This is a genomic window from Primorskyibacter flagellatus (assembly GCF_048268605.1).
Lineage (GTDB): Bacteria > Pseudomonadota > Alphaproteobacteria > Rhodobacterales > Rhodobacteraceae > Primorskyibacter > Primorskyibacter flagellatus.
Map to the genome: position 1 here is coordinate 79,605 of NZ_JBLWVF010000011.1, position 16,986 is coordinate 96,590.

The window sequence follows — 16,986 nt, forward strand, 5'->3', positions numbered from 1 at the left end:
CCTTTGTTGACTAGTGAGTTAGCACATCGCGGCCAGCAAGGTTTTTTGGAAATGGCAGATCAGGTAGTTACCGTCAATACGACGGTGGGCGATGTTCCCGTAACAACGACAAGCACAATTCCGGATACCTCTTTCGATACGCTGATCATCGACCATACGGTGAATATCGGGGCGCAAGGCTCACCAGATCTGAATGTCGCGATCGCGGTCGACACCTCCGGCTCCGCAGGCTGATCATCGAGATCCGACGTCGACGGCGACGGCATCGCCGACTCTTTTCTGGAAGCACAGGTTTACGCGGCGAAGGAATTGTTCAAGACCTATATCGAGAACGGTTATGACCCGTCGACGGTGACGGTCACGTTGGTCGAGTACGGCAGCAATGCATCGCTGGTCGGGGTCTACACGTTGGAGGAGCTTGTCCAATTTGAAGCCGATATAGATGCGCTGACCCCCGGAGGCGCGACTAATTTCGCAGCGCCCTTATCCAAAATACACGACAGTTGGACAGCGCAGGGTGTCAGTGATCAGGCGAGCAATTCCATCGTGTTCATGTCCGACGGGCGGCAGAACCGCGGCGGCGACTTCACGGATGAGGCGCAGGCATTGGAAGATGACTTCGGAGCGTTGATTTCAGGTGTTGGCGTCGGGTCCGGCAGCAGCCTTACAGCGGGCCGAAACGGGGGCTTGAACGATCTTGACAATACAGGCGGCGCGATCGGCAAGGATAGCGGGGTCGTTCAGGTCCTTGACGCATCGCAATTGACAGCGGAAGTCGGCGCGCCGCCGCCGGTCTTGGATGTTGACGCCGTTACAGTGACAGTAACCTATCCCGATCCGGCGAACTCGGGAGAAACGATCACGATAGTCGAGACCATTCCGGTTGGCGATCCACGCCTTGTACCGACCCCGTCCGGCTACGCGTTAAGAAATTTTGAAATCGACTACGCGCCAAATCCGGCCGGCGGAACCACGATCAACGTGGAAATGGAAACCTGGTTCAATGACGGCAGCAGCGTGCTGTCGACCGGGGCGGTGCCTATCCAGCAGATGATCTGCTTTGTCGGCGAAACACGCATTCTGACGTCGCAGGGCGAAAAACGTGCCGACAAATTGCGGATTGACGACCTTGTGCTGACCAAGGATCACGGGATGCAGCCGATCCGCTGGATTGGTCGGCGTTTACTTGATGCCGGTTTTCTGGCAGCGCAACCGAAGGCCCGGCCGGTCCACATCGCTGCCGGTGCTTTGGGGCGGGGGAAACCCAGGTGCGATTTTCGGGTCTCCCAGCAGCATCGCATCTTGATTCAGTCAAGTGCAGTCGAACCGATGATTGGAACGAAGGAAATCGTCATCGCGGCCAAAAAGCTCTGCGGGCTGAAAGGAGTTGCGATCGACAACGGTTGCGCGCCGTTGGAATACATTCATTTCCTGTTCGACCGGCACGAACTGGTCCTGGCTGAAGGCGCGTGGACAGAAAGCCTTTATATTGGTCCCCAGGTCTGGGCGTATCTGGATCAGGACACGAAGCAAGAGTTCCGTCTTATTCTTGGCACCGGGTCTGAACTGGATGTACCGCGACAAACCCCGGCCAGACAGATCCCACCGCCGCGTCTTCAGCGCGACATCGCATGGGCCTTGCGTGACTGCGCAGAAATTGGCGGCTGATCCGCCCTTAATGTCCGAGGATCTGGCTGAGGAACAGCTTCGTCCGGTCGGATTGCGGGTTGTTGAAAAACGCCTCGGGCTCGTTCTGTTCGACGATTTGCCCTTGGTCCATAAAGATCACCCGGTTCGCAACCTGACGGGCAAAGCCCATCTCATGCGTGACGCAAAGCATGGTCATGCCTTCTTCGGCCAGTTCGATCATGGTGTCGAGCACCTCTTTGATCATCTCCGGGTCAAGCGCCGAGGTGGGTTCGTCAAACAGCATCACCCGTGGTTTCATGCACAAAGACCGTGCGATGGCGACGCGCTGCTGCTGCCCGCCCGAAAGCTGGCCGGGGTATTTCTTCGCCTGATCCGGGATCTTGACCTTTTCAAGGAAATGCATGGCTGTCTCGATGGCCTGTTTCTTGGGCTCCTTGCGGACCCAGATCGGTGCCAGCGTGCAGTTTTCAAGGATCGTCAGATGCGGAAACAGGTTGAAATGCTGAAAACACATGCCAACCTCGGACCGGATCTTGTCGATATTCTTCAGATCGTTGGTCAGCTTGGTGCCGTCCACCTCGATAGAGCCTTTCTGATGCTCTTCTAGCGCGTTGATGCAGCGGATCAGCGTGGATTTGCCCGACCCGGAGGGGCCGCAAATCACGATCCGTTCGCCCTGATAAACGGTCAGGTTGATGTCACGCAGCACATGAAATGTGCCGTACCACTTGTTCATTCCCCGGATGTCGATCGCCACCTCGTCAGAGACGGCGAGTTCCTTGCGGGCTGTTGCTTGTTCAGACATATTTTATCTCCTCACCGGTGAGAGCGGTCGAGTTTGTTTTCCATGTAAACCGAATATCGCGACATGCTGAAACAGAAGATCCAGTAGATCAGGGCGATGACAAGATAGCCGGTATAGGCGGTGGTCGGCGTCGACCATTCGGGATCTTTCAGCGTGGCCGACAGGATGCCCAGCAGGTCAAAGATCGAGATGATCAGGACCAGCGTCGTATCCTTGAACAGGCCGATAAAGGTGTTAACGATGCCCGGAATGACGGTGGTCAGCGCTTGCGGCATGATGATCAGGCGCATCTGCTGCCAGAAGCTGAGGCCCAGTGACATGCCGCCTTCGTACTGGCCCTTCGGGATGGCCTGAAGGCCGCCGCGGATCACCTCTGCCATATAGGCCGAGGCAAACAGGACCACGCCGATCATGGCGCGCAGCAATTTGTTGAAATCGACGCCCGGTTCCAGAAAGTAGGGCAGCATCGCGCTGGCGAAGAACAGCACCGAGATCAGCGGAATGCCCCGCACCACCTCGATGAAGATGATCGAGCTGTAGCGGATGATCGGTGCGTTGGACTGACGCCCCAGTGCCAGAAGCATCCCCACCGGCAAGGAAATCACGATGCCGAAGATCGCCACAACCAGTGTGATGGTCAGGCCACCCCATTTGTTGGTCTCGACGACCTCTGTGCCAAGCGCCAGGTCCAGCGCCATCGTCACCAGCGGCAGCCCCGCGAAGATACCCAGCACGATGGCGGCCATCAGCAGGGCAGGTGCCATTGCGTTGACGACGTCGCCGTAGCGGTCGGACCTTGCCAGCCACCAGCCCGCAAAGGCAATACCGGCCAGGATCAGCGGAAACCAGACGCCGGAAACGATCTGGCTAATGTCGCCCTCATGTTCGATCGGCATGCCGTTCAGCAGCACAAAGGCGATGACCGGATAGGCAAACAGCATGAACAGGGCGACCTTGCCCCGGTGCGGCAGGGGGAAGACAAGCCATGCGATGCCGATGGCCAGCATTCCCATGCAGACATTCACCCGCCAGACCTCTTCCGGGGGATAGAAGCCGTACATGAACTGATACCACTTGGCCTTTACATAGGGCCAGCAGGCACCGGCCTCGTCAAGGCAGGCGTCGCGTTTCAGGCCTTTGGGATCGAAGAACGTGGCCGAAAAGAGCGCGAAATCCAGAACCGTCCAGATCATCCAGATCAGCGCATAGCCGGTGAAGATTGTGATGACCGTCATCAGCAGTGATATGACAGCCTTGCCCGGTGTCGCGTAATCGGCCATCGAGGCGAAGATGTTCTTCCACAGCCAGGCGCGGGGCCCGATCTGGGAGGAAGGGGCCTCCATCAGGGGGGCATCTTCGGTGCGGACGAAAGCGGCGTTATGGTGCGTTGTCATGTGGCTCTCCCTACCGCTCTACCAGCTTCACGCGGTTGTTGAACCAGTTCATGAAGGCCGATGTCAGCAACGAGATCGTCAGGTAGACAAGGATCACGATTGCAATGATCTCGATCGCGCGACCCACCTGATTCAGCGTGGTGCCCGCGAAGACGGCGACCAGTTCGGGATAGCCGATGGCGGCGGCGAGCGACGAGTTTTTCGTCAGGTTCAGGTATTGCGAGGTCAGCGGCGGGATGATCACCCGGAACGCTTGCGGCAGGATCACCTTGCGCATGGCAAGGCCCGGAGGCAGCCCAAGCGCGCCTGCGGCCTCGGACTGACCCTTGGGGACGGCCTGAATGCCCGCGCGGACGATTTCAGCGATGAAGGCGGCGGTGTAGGTCGTAAGCGCCAGGAAGAGCGCAAAGAATTCCGGCGCGATATAGCTGCCGATGCCGTTCTCGAAACCGCGCCGCAGGATCGGCCCCTCTGTCACGAAGTTGGGCCATTCGATGCCCATCGGGCGGCCGGTCACAAGAAAGACCAGCGTCGGCAGGCCAATCAGCAGCGCAACGGTGACAAGGCCGACCGGGCTTTGCTTGCCGGTGCGGTCCTGATTGCGCCTGGCCCACCGGGCAAAGCCCCAGGCCGCGACACAGGCGATAACAAAGGCGATCAGCGTGTAGTTGAACCCCTCTTCAACCAGCGGATAAGGGCCGTAGATGCCCTTGGAATTGAAGTTGAGCAGTCCGGGTATCAACCACCCTTCTTCGCGCGGACCGGGGGCCACCAGACGCAGCACGGCGGTCCAGAAGAAGATCTGAAGCAGCAGCGGCACGTTGCGCAGAAGCTCGATATAGATCGTGGCGAAGGAATTCAGTACGAAGTTATGGGACAGCCGGAAGATCCCCAGCAGAAAGCCCCAGAGCGTCGCAAAGATGACGCCCGCGACAGAGATGATCAGGGTGTTGGCGATCGACAGAAGGAACACGTCCCAGACGGTGCCCTGACCGGGCTCGTAGTCCAGAAGCCATGTGCCGAAAGTGGTGAGAATTTGAATATCGGAAGGGCGGTCGAAAAAGTCGAAACCGAATTCGCGGCCCTGTTCTGCCAGGTTTGCACCGGCGTTGCGCACGGCAATGCTGGCAGCGATAATTATCAGAACGGCCAGAATGACCTGAAAGAAGAGCGATCGGGCCTTGGCGTCGAAGACAAGCGCGGCCAGACCGCTACGCTCGCTCCGGACGGCGTCATCGCTGTCACTGATGGAGCTCATGTTGGTTCCCCGTCGAATATATTTTTTGTTTTTTTGGGAAAGGGACGGGGTTAACCCGTCCCTTTCAATTTTACACGATCACGTAGTTAGCGGATCGGCGGGGCGTACATGAAGCCGCCGTTGTTCCACAGGTTGTTGACGCCGCGATCCAGCTTGAGCGGGGTGTCGGGACCGACGTTGCGATCATAGATCTCGCCGTAATTGCCAACGGCCTTGATCGCGCGTGCGGCCCAATCCTTGGTCAGACCCATCGCAGCACCGTAATCATTGTCGCCCGCGCCCAGGATACGCTGAACGGACGGGTTGTTGGAGCTCATCATCTCATCGACATTTTCCGAGGTGATGCCGTATTCTTCAGCTTCGATCAGCGCGTTCAGAACCCAGCGCGACACGCGCTCCCACTCTTTGTCATCGGCGCGAACCGATGGCCCAAGCGGCTCTTTCGAGATGGTTTCGGGCAGAACGACATGCGCATCCGGATCCGCCAGCTTCAGGCGTTCGGCGGCAACCCCGGACCGGTCGGTGGTGAAGACATCGCAGCGGCCCGCGCCATAGGCGGCGACAACCTCGTCCGAATTTTCAAGGGCAACCAGTTCGAAGGTCATGTCATGCTGCTTGAAGTAATCGGTGATGTTCAGCTCGGTCGTGGTGCCGGTATTGGTGCAGATCGTCGCGCCATCAAGTTCCAGCGCCGATGTTACGCCAAGACTTGCGGGCACCAACATGCCCTGACCATCGTAATAGCTGATGCCGGTGAAGGTGATCCCCAGATCGGTGTCGCGGGTAATCGTCCAGGTGGTGTTGCGCGACAGGATGTCGATCTCGCCCGAGGACAGCGCGGTAAAGCGGTCCTTGGCCGACAGTGACACGAATTCGACGGCTTCGGGATCGTCCAGAACGGTTGCTGCCACGGCGCGGCAATAGTCAACATCCAGTCCGGTCCATTTACCACTGTCATCAGGGGTGGAGAAGCCGGGCAGACCCTGGCTTACACCGCATTTCAGTTTGCCGGCGGCTTTTACATCATCAAGCGTGCCCGCAGCGGCACCGCCGGCGGCAAGCATGGCAATCGCAGCCAATGGATAAAATTTGGGCGTCATTCAGTTACTCCATGTTGGTCGTTTTTTAGGGGCATTCAACAGGTTCCCCGGTTTTGGCAGAGCTTGAGGCTCTTTGCCGTGCTTGCGATCCGCCACCAGTCGTCGGAACAAAGGCGATTTGCCTGTGATCCGAACCGGTGCGCTTGGCGCGACCCCTTGCAGGTGACTCGACGAATAGCATGCCACACTTTGTAAAGCGCGATTCGTCGTTCTGTAAATCGCCCATTCGCGAAGCGTTCCGGTACAGCCGTGCAGGGGCTGTCTGGCGGGCGTGTCAGGGCTTCACGGAAATAATTATAACACGTTGAAATATATATTAATTTTGCCTCACCTTGCGGAATTCCGGACTATTGGACGGTAAACACCTGTTAACGCGACCGTCAAATTTGCGGGAAAATTACAGATTGTTTCAGCGATAACGTTGCGTCAATTTTGTCGTGCGAATGCGGTGGAACCCGGCGGAAAGGTGGTTTTCGCTGCTGCAATTCACGGCGGGCCGACGGTGTTGACCCTGTAAAATGGCGCGTGTCTGGGTGGGCTGTGCGGGAAATGGTTTGAGGCCTTTTGTGCGTTTTGTACGCCCGATATGTACAAATGCCTTTGGGGCGCGGTGCCACCCGCAAACACGGGTCGGACGCGGGGCACAGCCGGGGCGGGCCCGCAACGCGCGGCGCGTTCAGATCGTGGTAACCTGTCCGTGCCAGCATTCCCCCATGAAGACAGAATATCGCATCACCCCGCTGAGCACCTTCCGCCGCGACTCTGGCCGTTTGACCGAATGGGTCCGGCATTCGGGGGGCAGGCTGTGGCTGACCAAACATGGCAAGGCCGTCGCCGCCGTGATCCCGATGTTCCAATGCGAACGGTTGGAGACATGGGAAAGCGTCTCGCTCGCCGAGAAACGCCGCCAGATGGAGGAAGGCTATGCCCGCTGGAAAGCCGTCAAGGCGCTGAGCGGCGACACGGCAGAACGGGATTTCTGGGATCGGGGGATTTGAGGACTTGTAGATGAAAATGCCGGCTTGCCCATTTCACCCGAGCGCGAAGTCCGCCGACTGAACTCATTCGGCCTCGTGTTCCGTCTCCATCACCTGCAAGCCGACATTGCCGATGACGGTGTTGCGCAGGCGGTCGCGGTGCATGAGGACTCCGTCCGAGATGTAGAGGTTTTCAACGTCGAGAATCCACGGGCCGACGCCGGGGGAGGCGACGCGGATCTTGGCTTCGCCCGCGGTGGCGGGTTTGCCTTCAAGGGTCACATAATCGGTGCCGGACGGGATCAGCGCGAACATCGTGGGGTCGGAATTGGCGGCGAGATTCTGCATGATGTAGAGGATCTCGTCATAGTCGGTGATGCGCTCTGCCTTGAAATAGCAGGCACCTTCATACCCGCCCAGGGCGACGGCGGTCAGCCCGGCAATCACGATGGTGACGGGGGCGGTGGCGATGGCTGTCGCGGTGCCAAGCGCGCCGGTAGCCCCGGTGGCGATGCTGGTGCCCGCAGCGGTGGCACTGGTGACGCCTGAACTGATCATGGTGGCGCCGGTGACGGGGTTTTCCAGCGTGTAGGCACCCACGGCCTTGACGCGGTTGGCGGCGGCACTGGCGGCACCGGTCGCCACGTCGCGGGCGGCGGACCCTGCCTTGCCCGCCACGATGCTGGGGCGGAAATCGCAGACCTCGGCCGCGCTGCTCTGGGCGGCGAGGATCAGGGCGAGGGTCAGAATCGGGCGCATATGTGCCTCCTGCATGGGCGTTTCGGCGCACTCTAGCGGAGTGGTGCGGACCCGTGCAGGGGGCATGCGATCACGTTGATGTGCGGGCGTGGTGGCTTAGCCGTCCATCTTGAGGGCAGAGATAAAGGCCTCTTGCGGGATGTCGACCTTGCCGAACTGGCGCATCTTCTTCTTGCCGGCCTTCTGCTTTTCCAGCAGCTTCTTTTTCCGCGTGGCATCGCCGCCATAGCATTTCGCGGTCACGTCCTTGCGCAGCGCTGCGAGGGTTTCGCGGGCGATGACCTTGCCGCCGATGGCCGCCTGAATCGGGATCTTGAACATGTGGCGCGGGATCAGGTCTTTCAGCTTTTCGCACATGGCCCGGCCACGCATTTCGGCCCGGTCGCGGTGAACCATGGTGGACAGCGCATCGACGGGTTCGTCATTCACCAGGATTTGCATTTTGACGAGGGCATCCTCGCGGTAGCCCAGCATCTGATAGTCAAAGCTGGCATAGCCCTTGGTGACCGATTTCAGGCGGTCGTAGAAATCGAACACCACTTCGTTGAGCGGCAGGTCATAGACGACCATGGCGCGGGAGCCCGCATAGGTCAGGTCCAGCTGTATGCCGCGACGGTCCTGGCAGAGCTTCAACACATCGCCGAGATAGTCGTCCGGCACGAGGATGGTCGCCTTGATGCGCGGTTCCTGGATATGGTCGATGGTCGATGGGTCGGGCATGTCGGCGGGATTGTGCAGTTCAATCTCTGTCCCGTCGCGCATGAAGATCTTGTAGATCACCGAGGGCGCGGTGGTGATGAGGTCGATATTGTATTCGCGTTCCAGACGGTCGCGGATGACCTCCAGATGCAGCAGGCCGAGGAAACCGCAGCGGAAGCCAAAGCCAAGCGCGGCAGAGGTTTCCATTTCCGACGTGAAGGACGCGTCATTCAGGGCGAGTTTTTCGATGGCGTCGCGCATATCCTCGAAATCGGCGGCGTCGACGGGGAAAAGTCCGCAGAAGACGACCGGAATCGAGGGTTTGAAGCCGGGCAGGGCGGTTTCGCAGCCCTTCTTTTCGGTGGTGATCGTGTCACCGACGCGGGTGTCGCGGACCTGCTTGATCTGGGCGGTGATATAGCCGATCTCGCCGGGGCCGAGTTCCGTGACGGCTTGCATGGCGGGCCGGTAGACGCCGATCCGGTCGATGTCATAGGTGCCGCCCGTGCGCATCATCTTGATGCGCTGGCCTTTTTTCAGCACGCCGTCGATGACGCGGACAATGACGACGACGCCAAGATAGGGATCGTATTTGGAATCGACCAGCATTGCTTTCAGCGGCTTGTCGGGATCGCCCTCATGGGGCGGGGGCAGGCGTTTGACGATCGCCTCCAGCACCGACGGGATGCCGATGCCGCTTTTGGCGGAAATCAGGCAGGCATCGGACGCGTCGATGCCAATGACATCCTCGATCTGCTCGGCAACGCGCTCGGGTTCGGCAGCGGGCAGGTCGATCTTGTTGAGGACCGGGACAATCTCGTGGTCGGCGTCGATGGCGGTGTAGACATTGGCCAATGTCTGCGCCTCGACGCCCTGAGTGGCATCCACGACCAGCAGCGATCCTTCGACCGCGCGCATGGAGCGGGAGACCTCATAGGCAAAGTCGACATGGCCGGGGGTGTCGATCAGGTTGAGGATATAAGTCTCGCCATCGTCCGCGATATACTCGATCCGGACGGTGTTGGCCTTGATGGTGATGCCGCGTTCGCGTTCGATATCCATCGCGTCGAGCAATTGCTCTTTCATCTCGCGCGCCGAGACGGTGTTCGTGGACTGGATCAGCCGGTCGGCCAGGGTGGATTTCCCGTGGTCGATATGGGCAACGATCGAGAAATTGCGGATATGCGAGAGCTTTGTCATGCAAGCCGATATGATGCGGATTGCGACAACGGTCAAGGTGGCACGATGCGGCGGAAACACTTGATATGGGCAGCGCGCGCGCCAGTTTGACTCTATGGCAGAAGAGGAGATCGCCATGACACGGAAAATTGCAAGAAAGGCGCGGGTGATGGGGCAGGTGCAGGGCGTCGCGTTTCGCACCTGGACGCAGGCAGAGGCGCGAAAGCGCGATCTGCACGGTTGGGTCAGGAACAACGATGACGGATCGGTTTCCGCGATGTTCATCGGACCGGAGGACGCGGTAGAGGAAATGCTGGACCGGCTGCGCGACGGCCCCGGTGCGGCGGCGGTGCGCGACATTGAGGTCGAGAAACTGCCCGCCTCGCCGGATATTTCGGGATTCGAGATCACCGGCTGACAGAAACACGGGCTGTTTCGGCGCGGCGCTGATGTTGTGAATTGAAATCTGTCCATAATTCGGACAGGATGGATTCAGAGGCAATCAGTGTCGGACAAGAGAGGACAACCTCCGCTATCCCGGCACAAGCGGAGCAGTGAAATGCGTTTAGTCATTATGTTTGTGCTGGTATCTGTACTGGCAAGCTGCGGCGGCGGCAACCGGACTGTCGTGAAATCCGGGGGCGCGGTAATGCGCCTGTCAACCGGACCGATCAGCAAGGCGTGCATGGCCTCTGATCGCAAGGCGCGTAACCCGCAGCTATGTGGCTGCATCCAGACCGTGGCCAACCAGACGCTTGACGGCGGCGATCAACGCATGGCCGCACGGTTCTTTTCCGACCCGCATCAGGCGCAGGAAATCCGCCAGTCCGACCGGCTGAACCACGAGGTTTTCTGGAAGAAGTACAAGGCCTTTGCGGGGAACGCAGAGCGTCTTTGCCGGTAGAGGCAGGCGCTGTTCCCGGCGCTGACTGTCCCCGTGCCTGAGCTGACTGTCCCCGTGCCTGAGCTGTCAGGTGCGTGGTTTTCCCTGTATTAACGAGGCTGCCGCGTGACGACCGGGCGTGTTTGTCCGCGCTCGGGGCGCGATTGGTGGCTTGACGGGGGGGCGGGTTAGTTTCAGAAAAGATGAAACTGTCTGCGGGGGCAAACCGGTGATAAGTGGTGTAACCGTGAAGGGTCTGGAAGTGTTCGAGGCGCTGGCGGCGACGGGATCGGTGGCGCTGGCGTCAGAGCGGACCGGGCTGAGCCAGCCGGCTGTCAGCCAGCAGATGCGCAATCTGGAAACGGCGCTGGATGTTGATCTTCTGGACCACCGGCGCAGGCCGATGCAGCTGACAGCGGCGGGGCGGAGTTTCTTGCAACGCACACAATCGGTTCTAAGCCAGTTGCGTCTGGCGCAGAGCGAATTGCGGGTGATGGACCTCACCCATCTGAGCACGCTGAATCTGGGGATGATTGACGATTTCGACAATGATCTGACGCCGCGGCTGGTGACGATCCTTGCCGACAGCATGACGCGGTGCCAGTTCAAGCTGATCTCGGCCCCCAGTCACGAAATCAGCGCCGCCTTGGTGGACCGGAAACTGCATGTCGCGGTGGCGGCCAGCGCCGGAGATCCGTTGGAGGGTGTGGCGGAATATCCTTTGGTACGAGATCCTTACATATTGGTTGCGCCGCGCGGATCGGGTGCGCCTGATGCTGTGATGAACGCGCGGCCCTTCCTGCGCCATGACCGCGCGCAACTGATCGGGCGGCAGATCGAATCGCATCTGGCGCGGCAGGGGCTGAACTGGCCTTCGAGGTTCGAGATCGGGCCGCATCTGTCATTGATGGCGCTGGTGGCGCGCGGTGTGGGCTGGGCCGTGACGACACCGCTGGGCTATATGCGGGCGGCCCGGTTTCACGCCGAGATCGAGGCCCATCCGGTGCCTTTCGAGCCGTTCTCGCGCCGGATCTCGCTGTTTGCGGGGACCGATTGGGCCGATCAGGTGCCGCGCGACGTGGCACAGACCATGCGGATGCTGCTGACCGATATGGTGATCGAGCCGGCGCTGCGCCAATTGCCTTGGCTGGAGGGGGACTTGCGGGTGCTGGAGGCTTAGTTCGCCGTGTTGTCCGCAAATTCAGCTTTTTCGAATCTGTCGTTTCTGTTCAGCTCAGGCCGGCATTACGAGTCGAAGAACGCGCGGGCCGACGCCTCGAATTCACGCGGTTTTTCAGCGTGCAGCCAATGCCCCGCCCCGGTGACCTTGGCGAACCGTGCCTTGGGAAACAGGTCGCGGATCGTGCTGCGATGTTCGGGCAGGACGTAATCGCTGTCGCTGCCGGACAGAAACAGCGTCGGCTTGTCGAAATTTCCACTCATCTCGGGAAAGCCGAGGACTTTGGGCATTTCGGCGTCCAGCGCGTCAAGGTTCAGCTTCCATCGGCGTTCCTTGACGTCGAGCGACTGGGTGAAGAAGGCCTGCAAGGTCTTGTCCTCGACCGTGCGGGCCAGTTGTTCGGACGCGTCAGAGCGTTTCTCGACCGTGCCGAGGTCAACACTGCGCATGGCCTCGATGAACTGGGCCTGCGTGTGGCCGTAGGTGACCGGCGCAATGTCGGCGACCAGCAGACGGTGCAGCAGGTCCGGCTCCTGAAGTGCCAGCGTCATCGCAGCCTTGCCGCCCATTGAATGGCCGATCACGTCGGCGGGGGCGTCCAGCGTGCGGATCACCTGCGCCAGATCCTCGGCCATGTCGGGATAACCATGCCTGTCCGACCAGAAGCTGTCGCCGTGATTGCGCATGTCGACGGCGATGACCTGACGGCTGTCAGCCAGACGACGGGCGATCACCGACCAGTTGCGGCCAGACCCGAACAGGCCATGCACGATCAGGAGGGGCGGGCGCGAGGTTTTCTCACCGAATGTCAGCAGGGTCAGCATGAGAGCACTTTTAGCCTTTGGTGCCGGGCATTTCCAGTGATTTGACGGGGTTGATCCGACGTGGGGCGTGAGGTGATCCGGTGCCGCAGGGGGGTCATCGCCTGAGGCCCGCGCCCGTATGCCACAGATGGGTCCGGCTGCCGCCTTCGTCCATTTCGATCAGCGCCGGGAACGGGCCGTCATCGGCGCGGTGCAGCGGGTCGGGCAGGATGCCGATGCTCATGGCAAGCGCTGCAAGCTCTGGGCGGCTGGCGGCGCCAGTGCGTTGCATCAGGGCATTCATCCGTTGACGCACGGCAGAGACAGAAATGCCCAGTTTCTGCGCGATGGCTTTGTCTTTGTTGCCCAGACCGATCAGGCGCAGCAGCTCTTGCTGCTTGTCGGTAATCTGGTTTCGGTTGGTGAATTCCTGTGCGAAGTGGTAGATATAGCGCTGATGGCCGGCCAGCGCGGCGGCATGCAATGTCCAGCCATGTGCCTTGACGATCGCGATCATCTCGCGCCGCGAATGATCGCCGGCAAAGGTCAGCAACCCGGATTGCGGTGGCGCATGCTGGCGCAGGGGGATTGAAAATCCGGCCCGCATCCCGCGCTTTGCGGCCTCGCGCAGAAGGTTCACACGGGTGGCGGGGATGTGGTGATATTCCTCGACAAATTCCAGCCCGATGGTGATTGGCGTCAGGCAGTGCATCGCGTGGCTGCGGAAATACGACCAGCGATCATTGTCCGGGTCCAGCTTGAGTTCCTGCATCCACCTGGAGTCGTAGGACGTGCGGATAAACAACGTCTTTTTCCAGTCAGTGTAGCCGCTGGTAGAGAAGAAGTCGACAAAGGGCAGGCGCAGGTCCCGCCCCAGCCCGACGATCAGTTGCCAGACTTGCGTGGAGTGGGTTGTGGTTTCGAGATCGCACAGGAACTTCTGGAGAAGATCCGGCACATAGCGTTCGGCCTCGATAAGGGGGCGACGTTCAGCGGGGGGCGCTTCAGACAGTTTCGTCCTCCAGATGCAGCTTCATGTCGATCAGAACTTGTTGCAGGGTGAGGGTTTCCTTGAGCATCCGCTTGGCCTCGTTCACCGTGATGACGCCATCCTGAATGGAAATCTGGTATTCGGCCATCAGCATGGCGAATCGCTGGCTAAGCTTGATGACATCGGTATTGACCCCGCCGGGGCTGTCAGAGTTGCTGCGGCGGTCGTCCAGAGAAATGGTCAACCCGCGCAGTTCCGACAGCGCGGCGGTGACATGCGGATAGCTGGCAGCCCCTTCCAGCCGGGCGACCGCGTCAATCGGCATGAACCGGTCTGCATGTTCCTCGTGGTCTGAATAATACCGGCCGAGCGTTGCCTTGGATTTGCCGGTGATGTCGCAGGCGGGCTCGATGCCTACATCTTTCACCAGCGCCTCGGTGTGTTTTTTCAGGTAACTCCCGATGGTGTTCATCCGCATTCCTCATCTGCCAGTCGTCACGGGAAATTCAACCCGCGGTTCCCCTTAATCGTATAGAATGGAAATGTCATTTATAAAGCAAGCCCACGATACAGAGGGTCTTGTAAAGAGTTGCCGCTTTGCGGTGTGGTTTGAAAGGGGACTTGTCGGTCCTGGCCAGTTGGCCGAACCTGACGGGGCGTGTATTCCTTGGTCACCTGTGCCGGGGATGGTTAAATGTTTTGCGACGGCAAGCATCATGTCGGTGTGAGCCCCCTTCCTGCCTGCATGGGCTTGCCGTCGCGTTTTATCCGTTGTCTCGCGCCGATCCGGCTTGAGGGGCGCGCGCGGCTGCGGCATATCGTGTGACATGGCAAAGCTGTATTTCCACTATTCCACGATGAATGCCGGCAAGTCGACCTTGCTGTTGCAGGCGTCATATAACTACCGCGAACGCGGGATGGATACCTATCTGCTGACCGCACAGGTGGATCAGCGCGCAGGGGCCGCGCGGATCGGGTCGCGCATCGGGATTTCGTCGGAAGCCGACACGTTTGTCGCGGGCGATGATCTATATGCCCGGATTTCCGAGAAACTGGACAGCGGGCGGATTGCCTGCGTCTTTGTTGACGAGGCGCAGTTTCTGGACCCCGAACAGGTCTGGCAACTGGCCCGAGTGGCCGATGATCTGAAACTGCCGGTGATGTGCTACGGGCTGCGCGTCGATTTCCGGGGCGAGCTGTTCCCCGGATCGGCCACTCTGTTGGCGCTGGCTGACGTGCTGCGCGAGGTGCGTACCATTTGCCATTGCGGGCGCAAGGCCACGATGGTGGTCCGGCAGGATCAGGATGGCCGGGTGCTGCGCGACGGCGCGCAGGTGCAGATCGGCGGGAACGAGGCCTATGTCTCGCTGTGCCGCCGCCACTGGCGCGAGGCGGTGGGCGACCGCGCAGGCAGCTAGCGCGTCAGTGCATCCTGCCGCCATCGGGCACCGGGCTTTTGGGTCCGATCAGTACGATATCGCCGTTTTCATCGGACAGGCCAAGGGTCAGACATTCCGACATGAATGGCCCGATCTGGCGCGGCGGGAAATTGACCACGGCCAGCACCTGTTGGCCGATGATGCCCTCGGGGTCATAATGCTGGGTGATCTGGGCCGAGCATTTCTTCTGCCCGATCTCTGCGCCGAAATCGATCCACAGCTTGATGGCAGGCCGCCGCGCCTCGGGGAAAGGTTCCGCGCGGGTGACGGTGCCGACGCGGATATCGAGTTTCAGGAAATCGTCGATTGTAACCTCAGCCATTGGCAAGCGCCCTTGAGCGATCGGCGGCTGCGGCCACGGTGTCTTTCATCAGCGGGGGCAGGCCTTTGGTCGTGTCCATCAGCACCTCAAGCCCGGCCTGCGTGGTGCCATTGGGCGAGGTGACGTTCTTGCGCAGCTGCGCGGGCGTTTCATCAGCGGCTTCGGCCAGGGCACCTGCGCCTGCGACGGTGGCTTTGGCGAGCGTCATGGCCAGATCGGGGGCCAGCCCCTGCGCCTCGCCCGCCGCCGCCAGACATTCGATCATGTGAAAGACGTAAGCCGGGCCAGAGCCGCTGACGCCGGTGACGGCATCCATCTGCGCCTCTGCGTCCAGCCGGACGGTCTGGCCCACGGCTTGCAACAGATCTTCGGCCATCGCCATCTGTTCTTCTGACGCGATGCTGTTGGCGATCAGAGCGGTGATGCCACGGCCCACGGCGGCGGGGGTGTTGGGCATGGCGCGGATGATCGGGGTCTTGTCGCCCAGAAGCGAGGCATAGGTGGCGATGCCGATGCCCGCCGCAACCGACAGGAACAGGGTGCTGCCATTGCCATAGCTTTTCAGCGTCGGCAGCGCGTCCTGCATCATCTGGGGTTTCACGGCGATCAGCACGATGGCGGGATCTTCGGGCAGGGTGGCGTTCAGGTTCACGCCCTGCGCGGTCAGCCAGTCCGAGGGGTTGGGATCGTTGACCCAGACGGAACCGGCGGGCAGTCCGCCTTTCAGCCAGCCTTCGAGCATGGCCGACCCCATCTTGCCGCAGCCCAGAAGCACAAGGCCCCGATTTGCAAGTTCCGTCATGTTCATCGCAGTTCCCCCGTCGGAAATTTCCTTAACGGGGGATAGTGTTACGCGCGACCGTAAGCCTCTGCAATGGCGACCTGAAGCGCGTCTTTCGGGGATTGATCGCCCCAGACCATCAGTTGGAACGCGGGGTAATAGCGTTCAGCACTCAGCACGGCGGCGGTGATCATCGTATCGATCTGATCGGGGCTGGCGACCTGACCGCCTGCAAGGATCAACCCGTAGCGATAGACCATCAGCTTTGGCTCTGCCCAGTAGCTGAACGCGCCTGCCCAGCATTGGTCATTCACCAGGTTGAGGCCTTCGTGCAGCGCGGGCATCTTTTCGGGCGGCGGGTCCATGTCGAAGGTGCAGATCATCCGCAGGGTTTCGTCATAGGCCGACCAGGCCAGGGTGATCGAATAGGTGCGCCATTGCCCAACAACGGCCATCGCGATTTGATCGTCACCGACGCGGTCGAAATCCCACTCGTGGTTCTCGGCCAGATGTTCGACGATGTCGATCGGGTGAAGGTCTTCTTCGAGATATTGTTCGGACAGTGCCATGGCGCCACCTCATTTTGTTGTAGCGCGGGTGCCGGGCGGCGGCCCCTAGCGCTTGGTGCCTGCTCTAGGGTGAGGGGGAAATCCCGTAACCCTTACAACATATGGTGAGGGCTGTGCTTCTGGCTGTAAAGCTAAATATTCGTGACACACGCAATAAGTTGTGGATTAACCGGTCGTCCCTACCAGACTGCGCGCTG

The 16,986-nt window shown here is 60.2% G+C and carries 19 protein-coding genes and 1 pseudogene; 8 read left to right on the forward strand and 12 right to left on the reverse strand.

All coding sequences use genetic code 11. From position 1 onward, the window contains the following. Window positions 1-51 precede the first annotated feature (51 nt). The 3 genes and pseudogenes from ACN0WV_RS13040 (at window position 52) to ACN0WV_RS13050 (ending at window position 1,668) form a co-directional block, all read left to right on the forward strand. A complete protein-coding gene (locus ACN0WV_RS13040; RefSeq protein WP_417606327.1) occupies window positions 52-234 on the forward strand; it encodes a hypothetical protein in 183 nt (60 codons plus the stop codon). A gap of 45 nt (window positions 235-279) precedes the next feature. Then, a pseudogene (locus tag ACN0WV_RS13045) lies at window positions 280-645 on the forward strand (VWA domain-containing protein); the annotation flags it as partial. Between the two features lie 42 nt (window positions 646-687). After that, on the forward strand, window positions 688-1,668 hold the full coding sequence (locus ACN0WV_RS13050) for a Hint domain-containing protein (RefSeq protein WP_417606329.1): 981 nt from the start codon (window positions 688-690) through the stop codon (window positions 1,666-1,668). 7 nt (window positions 1,669-1,675) lie between these two features. Here ACN0WV_RS13050 and ACN0WV_RS13055 read toward each other — a convergent pair whose 3' ends face one another. The 4 genes from ACN0WV_RS13055 to ACN0WV_RS13070 form a co-directional block, all read right to left on the reverse strand. Then, complete coding sequence (locus tag ACN0WV_RS13055; protein WP_084354890.1) at window positions 1,676-2,455, reverse strand: amino acid ABC transporter ATP-binding protein; 780 nt, start codon at window positions 2,453-2,455, stop codon at window positions 1,676-1,678. Window positions 2,456-2,466: 11 nt separating this feature from the next. Then, window positions 2,467-3,849 carry an amino acid ABC transporter permease gene (locus ACN0WV_RS13060; protein WP_417606331.1) on the reverse strand — a complete coding sequence of 461 codons (1,383 nt, stop codon included), beginning with the start codon at window positions 3,847-3,849 and terminating at the stop codon, window positions 2,467-2,469. 10 nt (window positions 3,850-3,859) lie between these two features. Continuing rightward, window positions 3,860-5,107 (reverse strand): amino acid ABC transporter permease, encoded by a 1,248-nt coding sequence (locus tag ACN0WV_RS13065; RefSeq protein ID WP_417606333.1) that lies wholly within the window; start codon window positions 5,105-5,107, stop codon window positions 3,860-3,862. A gap of 86 nt (window positions 5,108-5,193) precedes the next feature. After that, complete coding sequence (locus tag ACN0WV_RS13070; protein WP_084354893.1) at window positions 5,194-6,207, reverse strand: amino acid ABC transporter substrate-binding protein; 1,014 nt, start codon at window positions 6,205-6,207, stop codon at window positions 5,194-5,196. A 713-nt stretch (window positions 6,208-6,920) separates the two neighbouring features. On the opposite strand from ACN0WV_RS13070, the gene ACN0WV_RS13075 reads away from it, so the two are divergent. Then, a complete protein-coding gene (locus ACN0WV_RS13075; RefSeq protein ID WP_084354894.1) occupies window positions 6,921-7,205 on the forward strand; it encodes a type II toxin-antitoxin system Phd/YefM family antitoxin in 285 nt (94 codons plus the stop codon). 63 nt (window positions 7,206-7,268) lie between these two features. On the opposite strand, the gene ACN0WV_RS13080 is transcribed toward ACN0WV_RS13075, so the two are convergent. Together ACN0WV_RS13080 and lepA are read right to left on the reverse strand one after the other, a co-directional pair. Beyond that, a complete protein-coding gene (locus tag ACN0WV_RS13080; protein ID WP_417606336.1) occupies window positions 7,269-7,943 on the reverse strand; it encodes a hypothetical protein in 675 nt (224 codons plus the stop codon). Window positions 7,944-8,039: 96 nt separating this feature from the next. Further along, window positions 8,040-9,842, reverse strand: coding sequence for a translation elongation factor 4 (lepA, locus tag ACN0WV_RS13085; RefSeq protein WP_417606338.1), 1,803 nt, complete (start codon window positions 9,840-9,842; stop codon window positions 8,040-8,042). 115 nt (window positions 9,843-9,957) lie between these two features. Here lepA and ACN0WV_RS13090 point away from each other — a divergent pair, with 115 nt between their 5' ends. The 3 genes from ACN0WV_RS13090 (at window position 9,958) to ACN0WV_RS13100 (ending at window position 11,884) form a co-directional block, all read left to right on the forward strand. Continuing rightward, entirely contained in the window at window positions 9,958-10,239 is a 282-nt protein-coding gene (locus ACN0WV_RS13090) for an acylphosphatase (RefSeq protein WP_084354896.1), read from the forward strand. A 141-nt stretch (window positions 10,240-10,380) separates the two neighbouring features. Beyond that, window positions 10,381-10,725: a hypothetical protein gene (locus tag ACN0WV_RS13095; RefSeq protein WP_084354897.1), complete on the forward strand. Its 345-nt coding sequence runs from the start codon at window positions 10,381-10,383 to the stop codon at window positions 10,723-10,725. 211 nt (window positions 10,726-10,936) lie between these two features. Continuing rightward, the gene (locus tag ACN0WV_RS13100) at window positions 10,937-11,884 is read left to right on the forward strand and encodes a LysR family transcriptional regulator (protein WP_417606368.1); all 948 of its coding nucleotides are present in this window, start codon (window positions 10,937-10,939) and stop codon (window positions 11,882-11,884) included. A 65-nt stretch (window positions 11,885-11,949) separates the two neighbouring features. Here ACN0WV_RS13100 and ACN0WV_RS13105 read toward each other — a convergent pair whose 3' ends face one another. The 3 genes from ACN0WV_RS13105 to ACN0WV_RS13115 form a co-directional block, all read right to left on the reverse strand. Next, complete coding sequence (locus ACN0WV_RS13105; protein WP_084354898.1) at window positions 11,950-12,708, reverse strand: alpha/beta fold hydrolase; 759 nt, start codon at window positions 12,706-12,708, stop codon at window positions 11,950-11,952. Window positions 12,709-12,802: 94 nt separating this feature from the next. Then, entirely contained in the window at window positions 12,803-13,645 is an 843-nt protein-coding gene (locus ACN0WV_RS13110; protein ID WP_084354899.1) for a helix-turn-helix transcriptional regulator, read from the reverse strand. Window positions 13,646-13,691: 46 nt separating this feature from the next. After that, window positions 13,692-14,150, reverse strand: coding sequence for a hypothetical protein (locus ACN0WV_RS13115; RefSeq protein WP_084354900.1), 459 nt, complete (start codon window positions 14,148-14,150; stop codon window positions 13,692-13,694). A gap of 355 nt (window positions 14,151-14,505) precedes the next feature. Here ACN0WV_RS13115 and ACN0WV_RS13120 point away from each other — a divergent pair, with 355 nt between their 5' ends. Next, a complete protein-coding gene (locus tag ACN0WV_RS13120) occupies window positions 14,506-15,096 on the forward strand; it encodes a thymidine kinase (protein ID WP_417606341.1) in 591 nt (196 codons plus the stop codon). Between the two features lie 4 nt (window positions 15,097-15,100). On the opposite strand, the gene ACN0WV_RS13125 is transcribed toward ACN0WV_RS13120, so the two are convergent. The 3 genes from ACN0WV_RS13125 to ACN0WV_RS13135 are packed head-to-tail and all read right to left on the reverse strand — an operon-like array spanning window position 15,101 to window position 16,789. Continuing rightward, a complete protein-coding gene (locus ACN0WV_RS13125; protein WP_417606343.1) occupies window positions 15,101-15,439 on the reverse strand; it encodes a tRNA-binding protein in 339 nt (112 codons plus the stop codon). Then, window positions 15,432-16,247, reverse strand: coding sequence for a pyrroline-5-carboxylate reductase (gene proC, locus ACN0WV_RS13130; RefSeq protein WP_417606345.1), 816 nt, complete (start codon window positions 16,245-16,247; stop codon window positions 15,432-15,434). Before proC ends, ACN0WV_RS13125 begins: the two co-directional genes overlap by 8 nt. Window positions 16,248-16,288: 41 nt before the next feature. Next, complete coding sequence (locus ACN0WV_RS13135; RefSeq protein WP_417606347.1) at window positions 16,289-16,789, reverse strand: type III secretion system chaperone family protein; 501 nt, start codon at window positions 16,787-16,789, stop codon at window positions 16,289-16,291. Window positions 16,790-16,986: the final 197 nt, after the last annotated feature.

Excerpts from the sequence above, each read along its gene's own strand:
- ACN0WV_RS13040 (WP_417606327.1), top strand. The coding sequence starts at position 52 with ATGGCAGATCAGGTAGTTACCGTCAATACGACGGTGGGCGATGTTCCC.
- ACN0WV_RS13055 (WP_084354890.1), bottom strand. The coding sequence starts at position 2,455 with ATGTCTGAACAAGCAACAGCCCGCAAGGAACTCGCCGTCTCTGACGAG.
- ACN0WV_RS13060 (WP_417606331.1), bottom strand. The coding sequence starts at position 3,849 with ATGACAACGCACCATAACGCCGCTTTCGTCCGCACCGAAGATGCCCCC.
- ACN0WV_RS13065 (WP_417606333.1), bottom strand. The coding sequence starts at position 5,107 with ATGAGCTCCATCAGTGACAGCGATGACGCCGTCCGGAGCGAGCGTAGC.
- ACN0WV_RS13070 (WP_084354893.1), bottom strand. The coding sequence starts at position 6,207 with ATGACGCCCAAATTTTATCCATTGGCTGCGATTGCCATGCTTGCCGCC.
- ACN0WV_RS13075 (WP_084354894.1), top strand. The coding sequence starts at position 6,921 with ATGAAGACAGAATATCGCATCACCCCGCTGAGCACCTTCCGCCGCGAC.
- ACN0WV_RS13080 (WP_417606336.1), bottom strand. The coding sequence starts at position 7,943 with ATGCGCCCGATTCTGACCCTCGCCCTGATCCTCGCCGCCCAGAGCAGC.
- lepA (WP_417606338.1), bottom strand. The coding sequence starts at position 9,842 with ATGACAAAGCTCTCGCATATCCGCAATTTCTCGATCGTTGCCCATATC.
- ACN0WV_RS13090 (WP_084354896.1), top strand. The coding sequence starts at position 9,958 with ATGACACGGAAAATTGCAAGAAAGGCGCGGGTGATGGGGCAGGTGCAG.
- ACN0WV_RS13095 (WP_084354897.1), top strand. The coding sequence starts at position 10,381 with ATGCGTTTAGTCATTATGTTTGTGCTGGTATCTGTACTGGCAAGCTGC.
- ACN0WV_RS13105 (WP_084354898.1), bottom strand. The coding sequence starts at position 12,708 with ATGCTGACCCTGCTGACATTCGGTGAGAAAACCTCGCGCCCGCCCCTC.
- ACN0WV_RS13115 (WP_084354900.1), bottom strand. The coding sequence starts at position 14,150 with ATGAACACCATCGGGAGTTACCTGAAAAAACACACCGAGGCGCTGGTG.
- ACN0WV_RS13120 (WP_417606341.1), top strand. The coding sequence starts at position 14,506 with ATGGCAAAGCTGTATTTCCACTATTCCACGATGAATGCCGGCAAGTCG.
- ACN0WV_RS13125 (WP_417606343.1), bottom strand. The coding sequence starts at position 15,439 with ATGGCTGAGGTTACAATCGACGATTTCCTGAAACTCGATATCCGCGTC.
- proC (WP_417606345.1), bottom strand. The coding sequence starts at position 16,247 with ATGAACATGACGGAACTTGCAAATCGGGGCCTTGTGCTTCTGGGCTGC.
- ACN0WV_RS13135 (WP_417606347.1), bottom strand. The coding sequence starts at position 16,789 with ATGGCACTGTCCGAACAATATCTCGAAGAAGACCTTCACCCGATCGAC.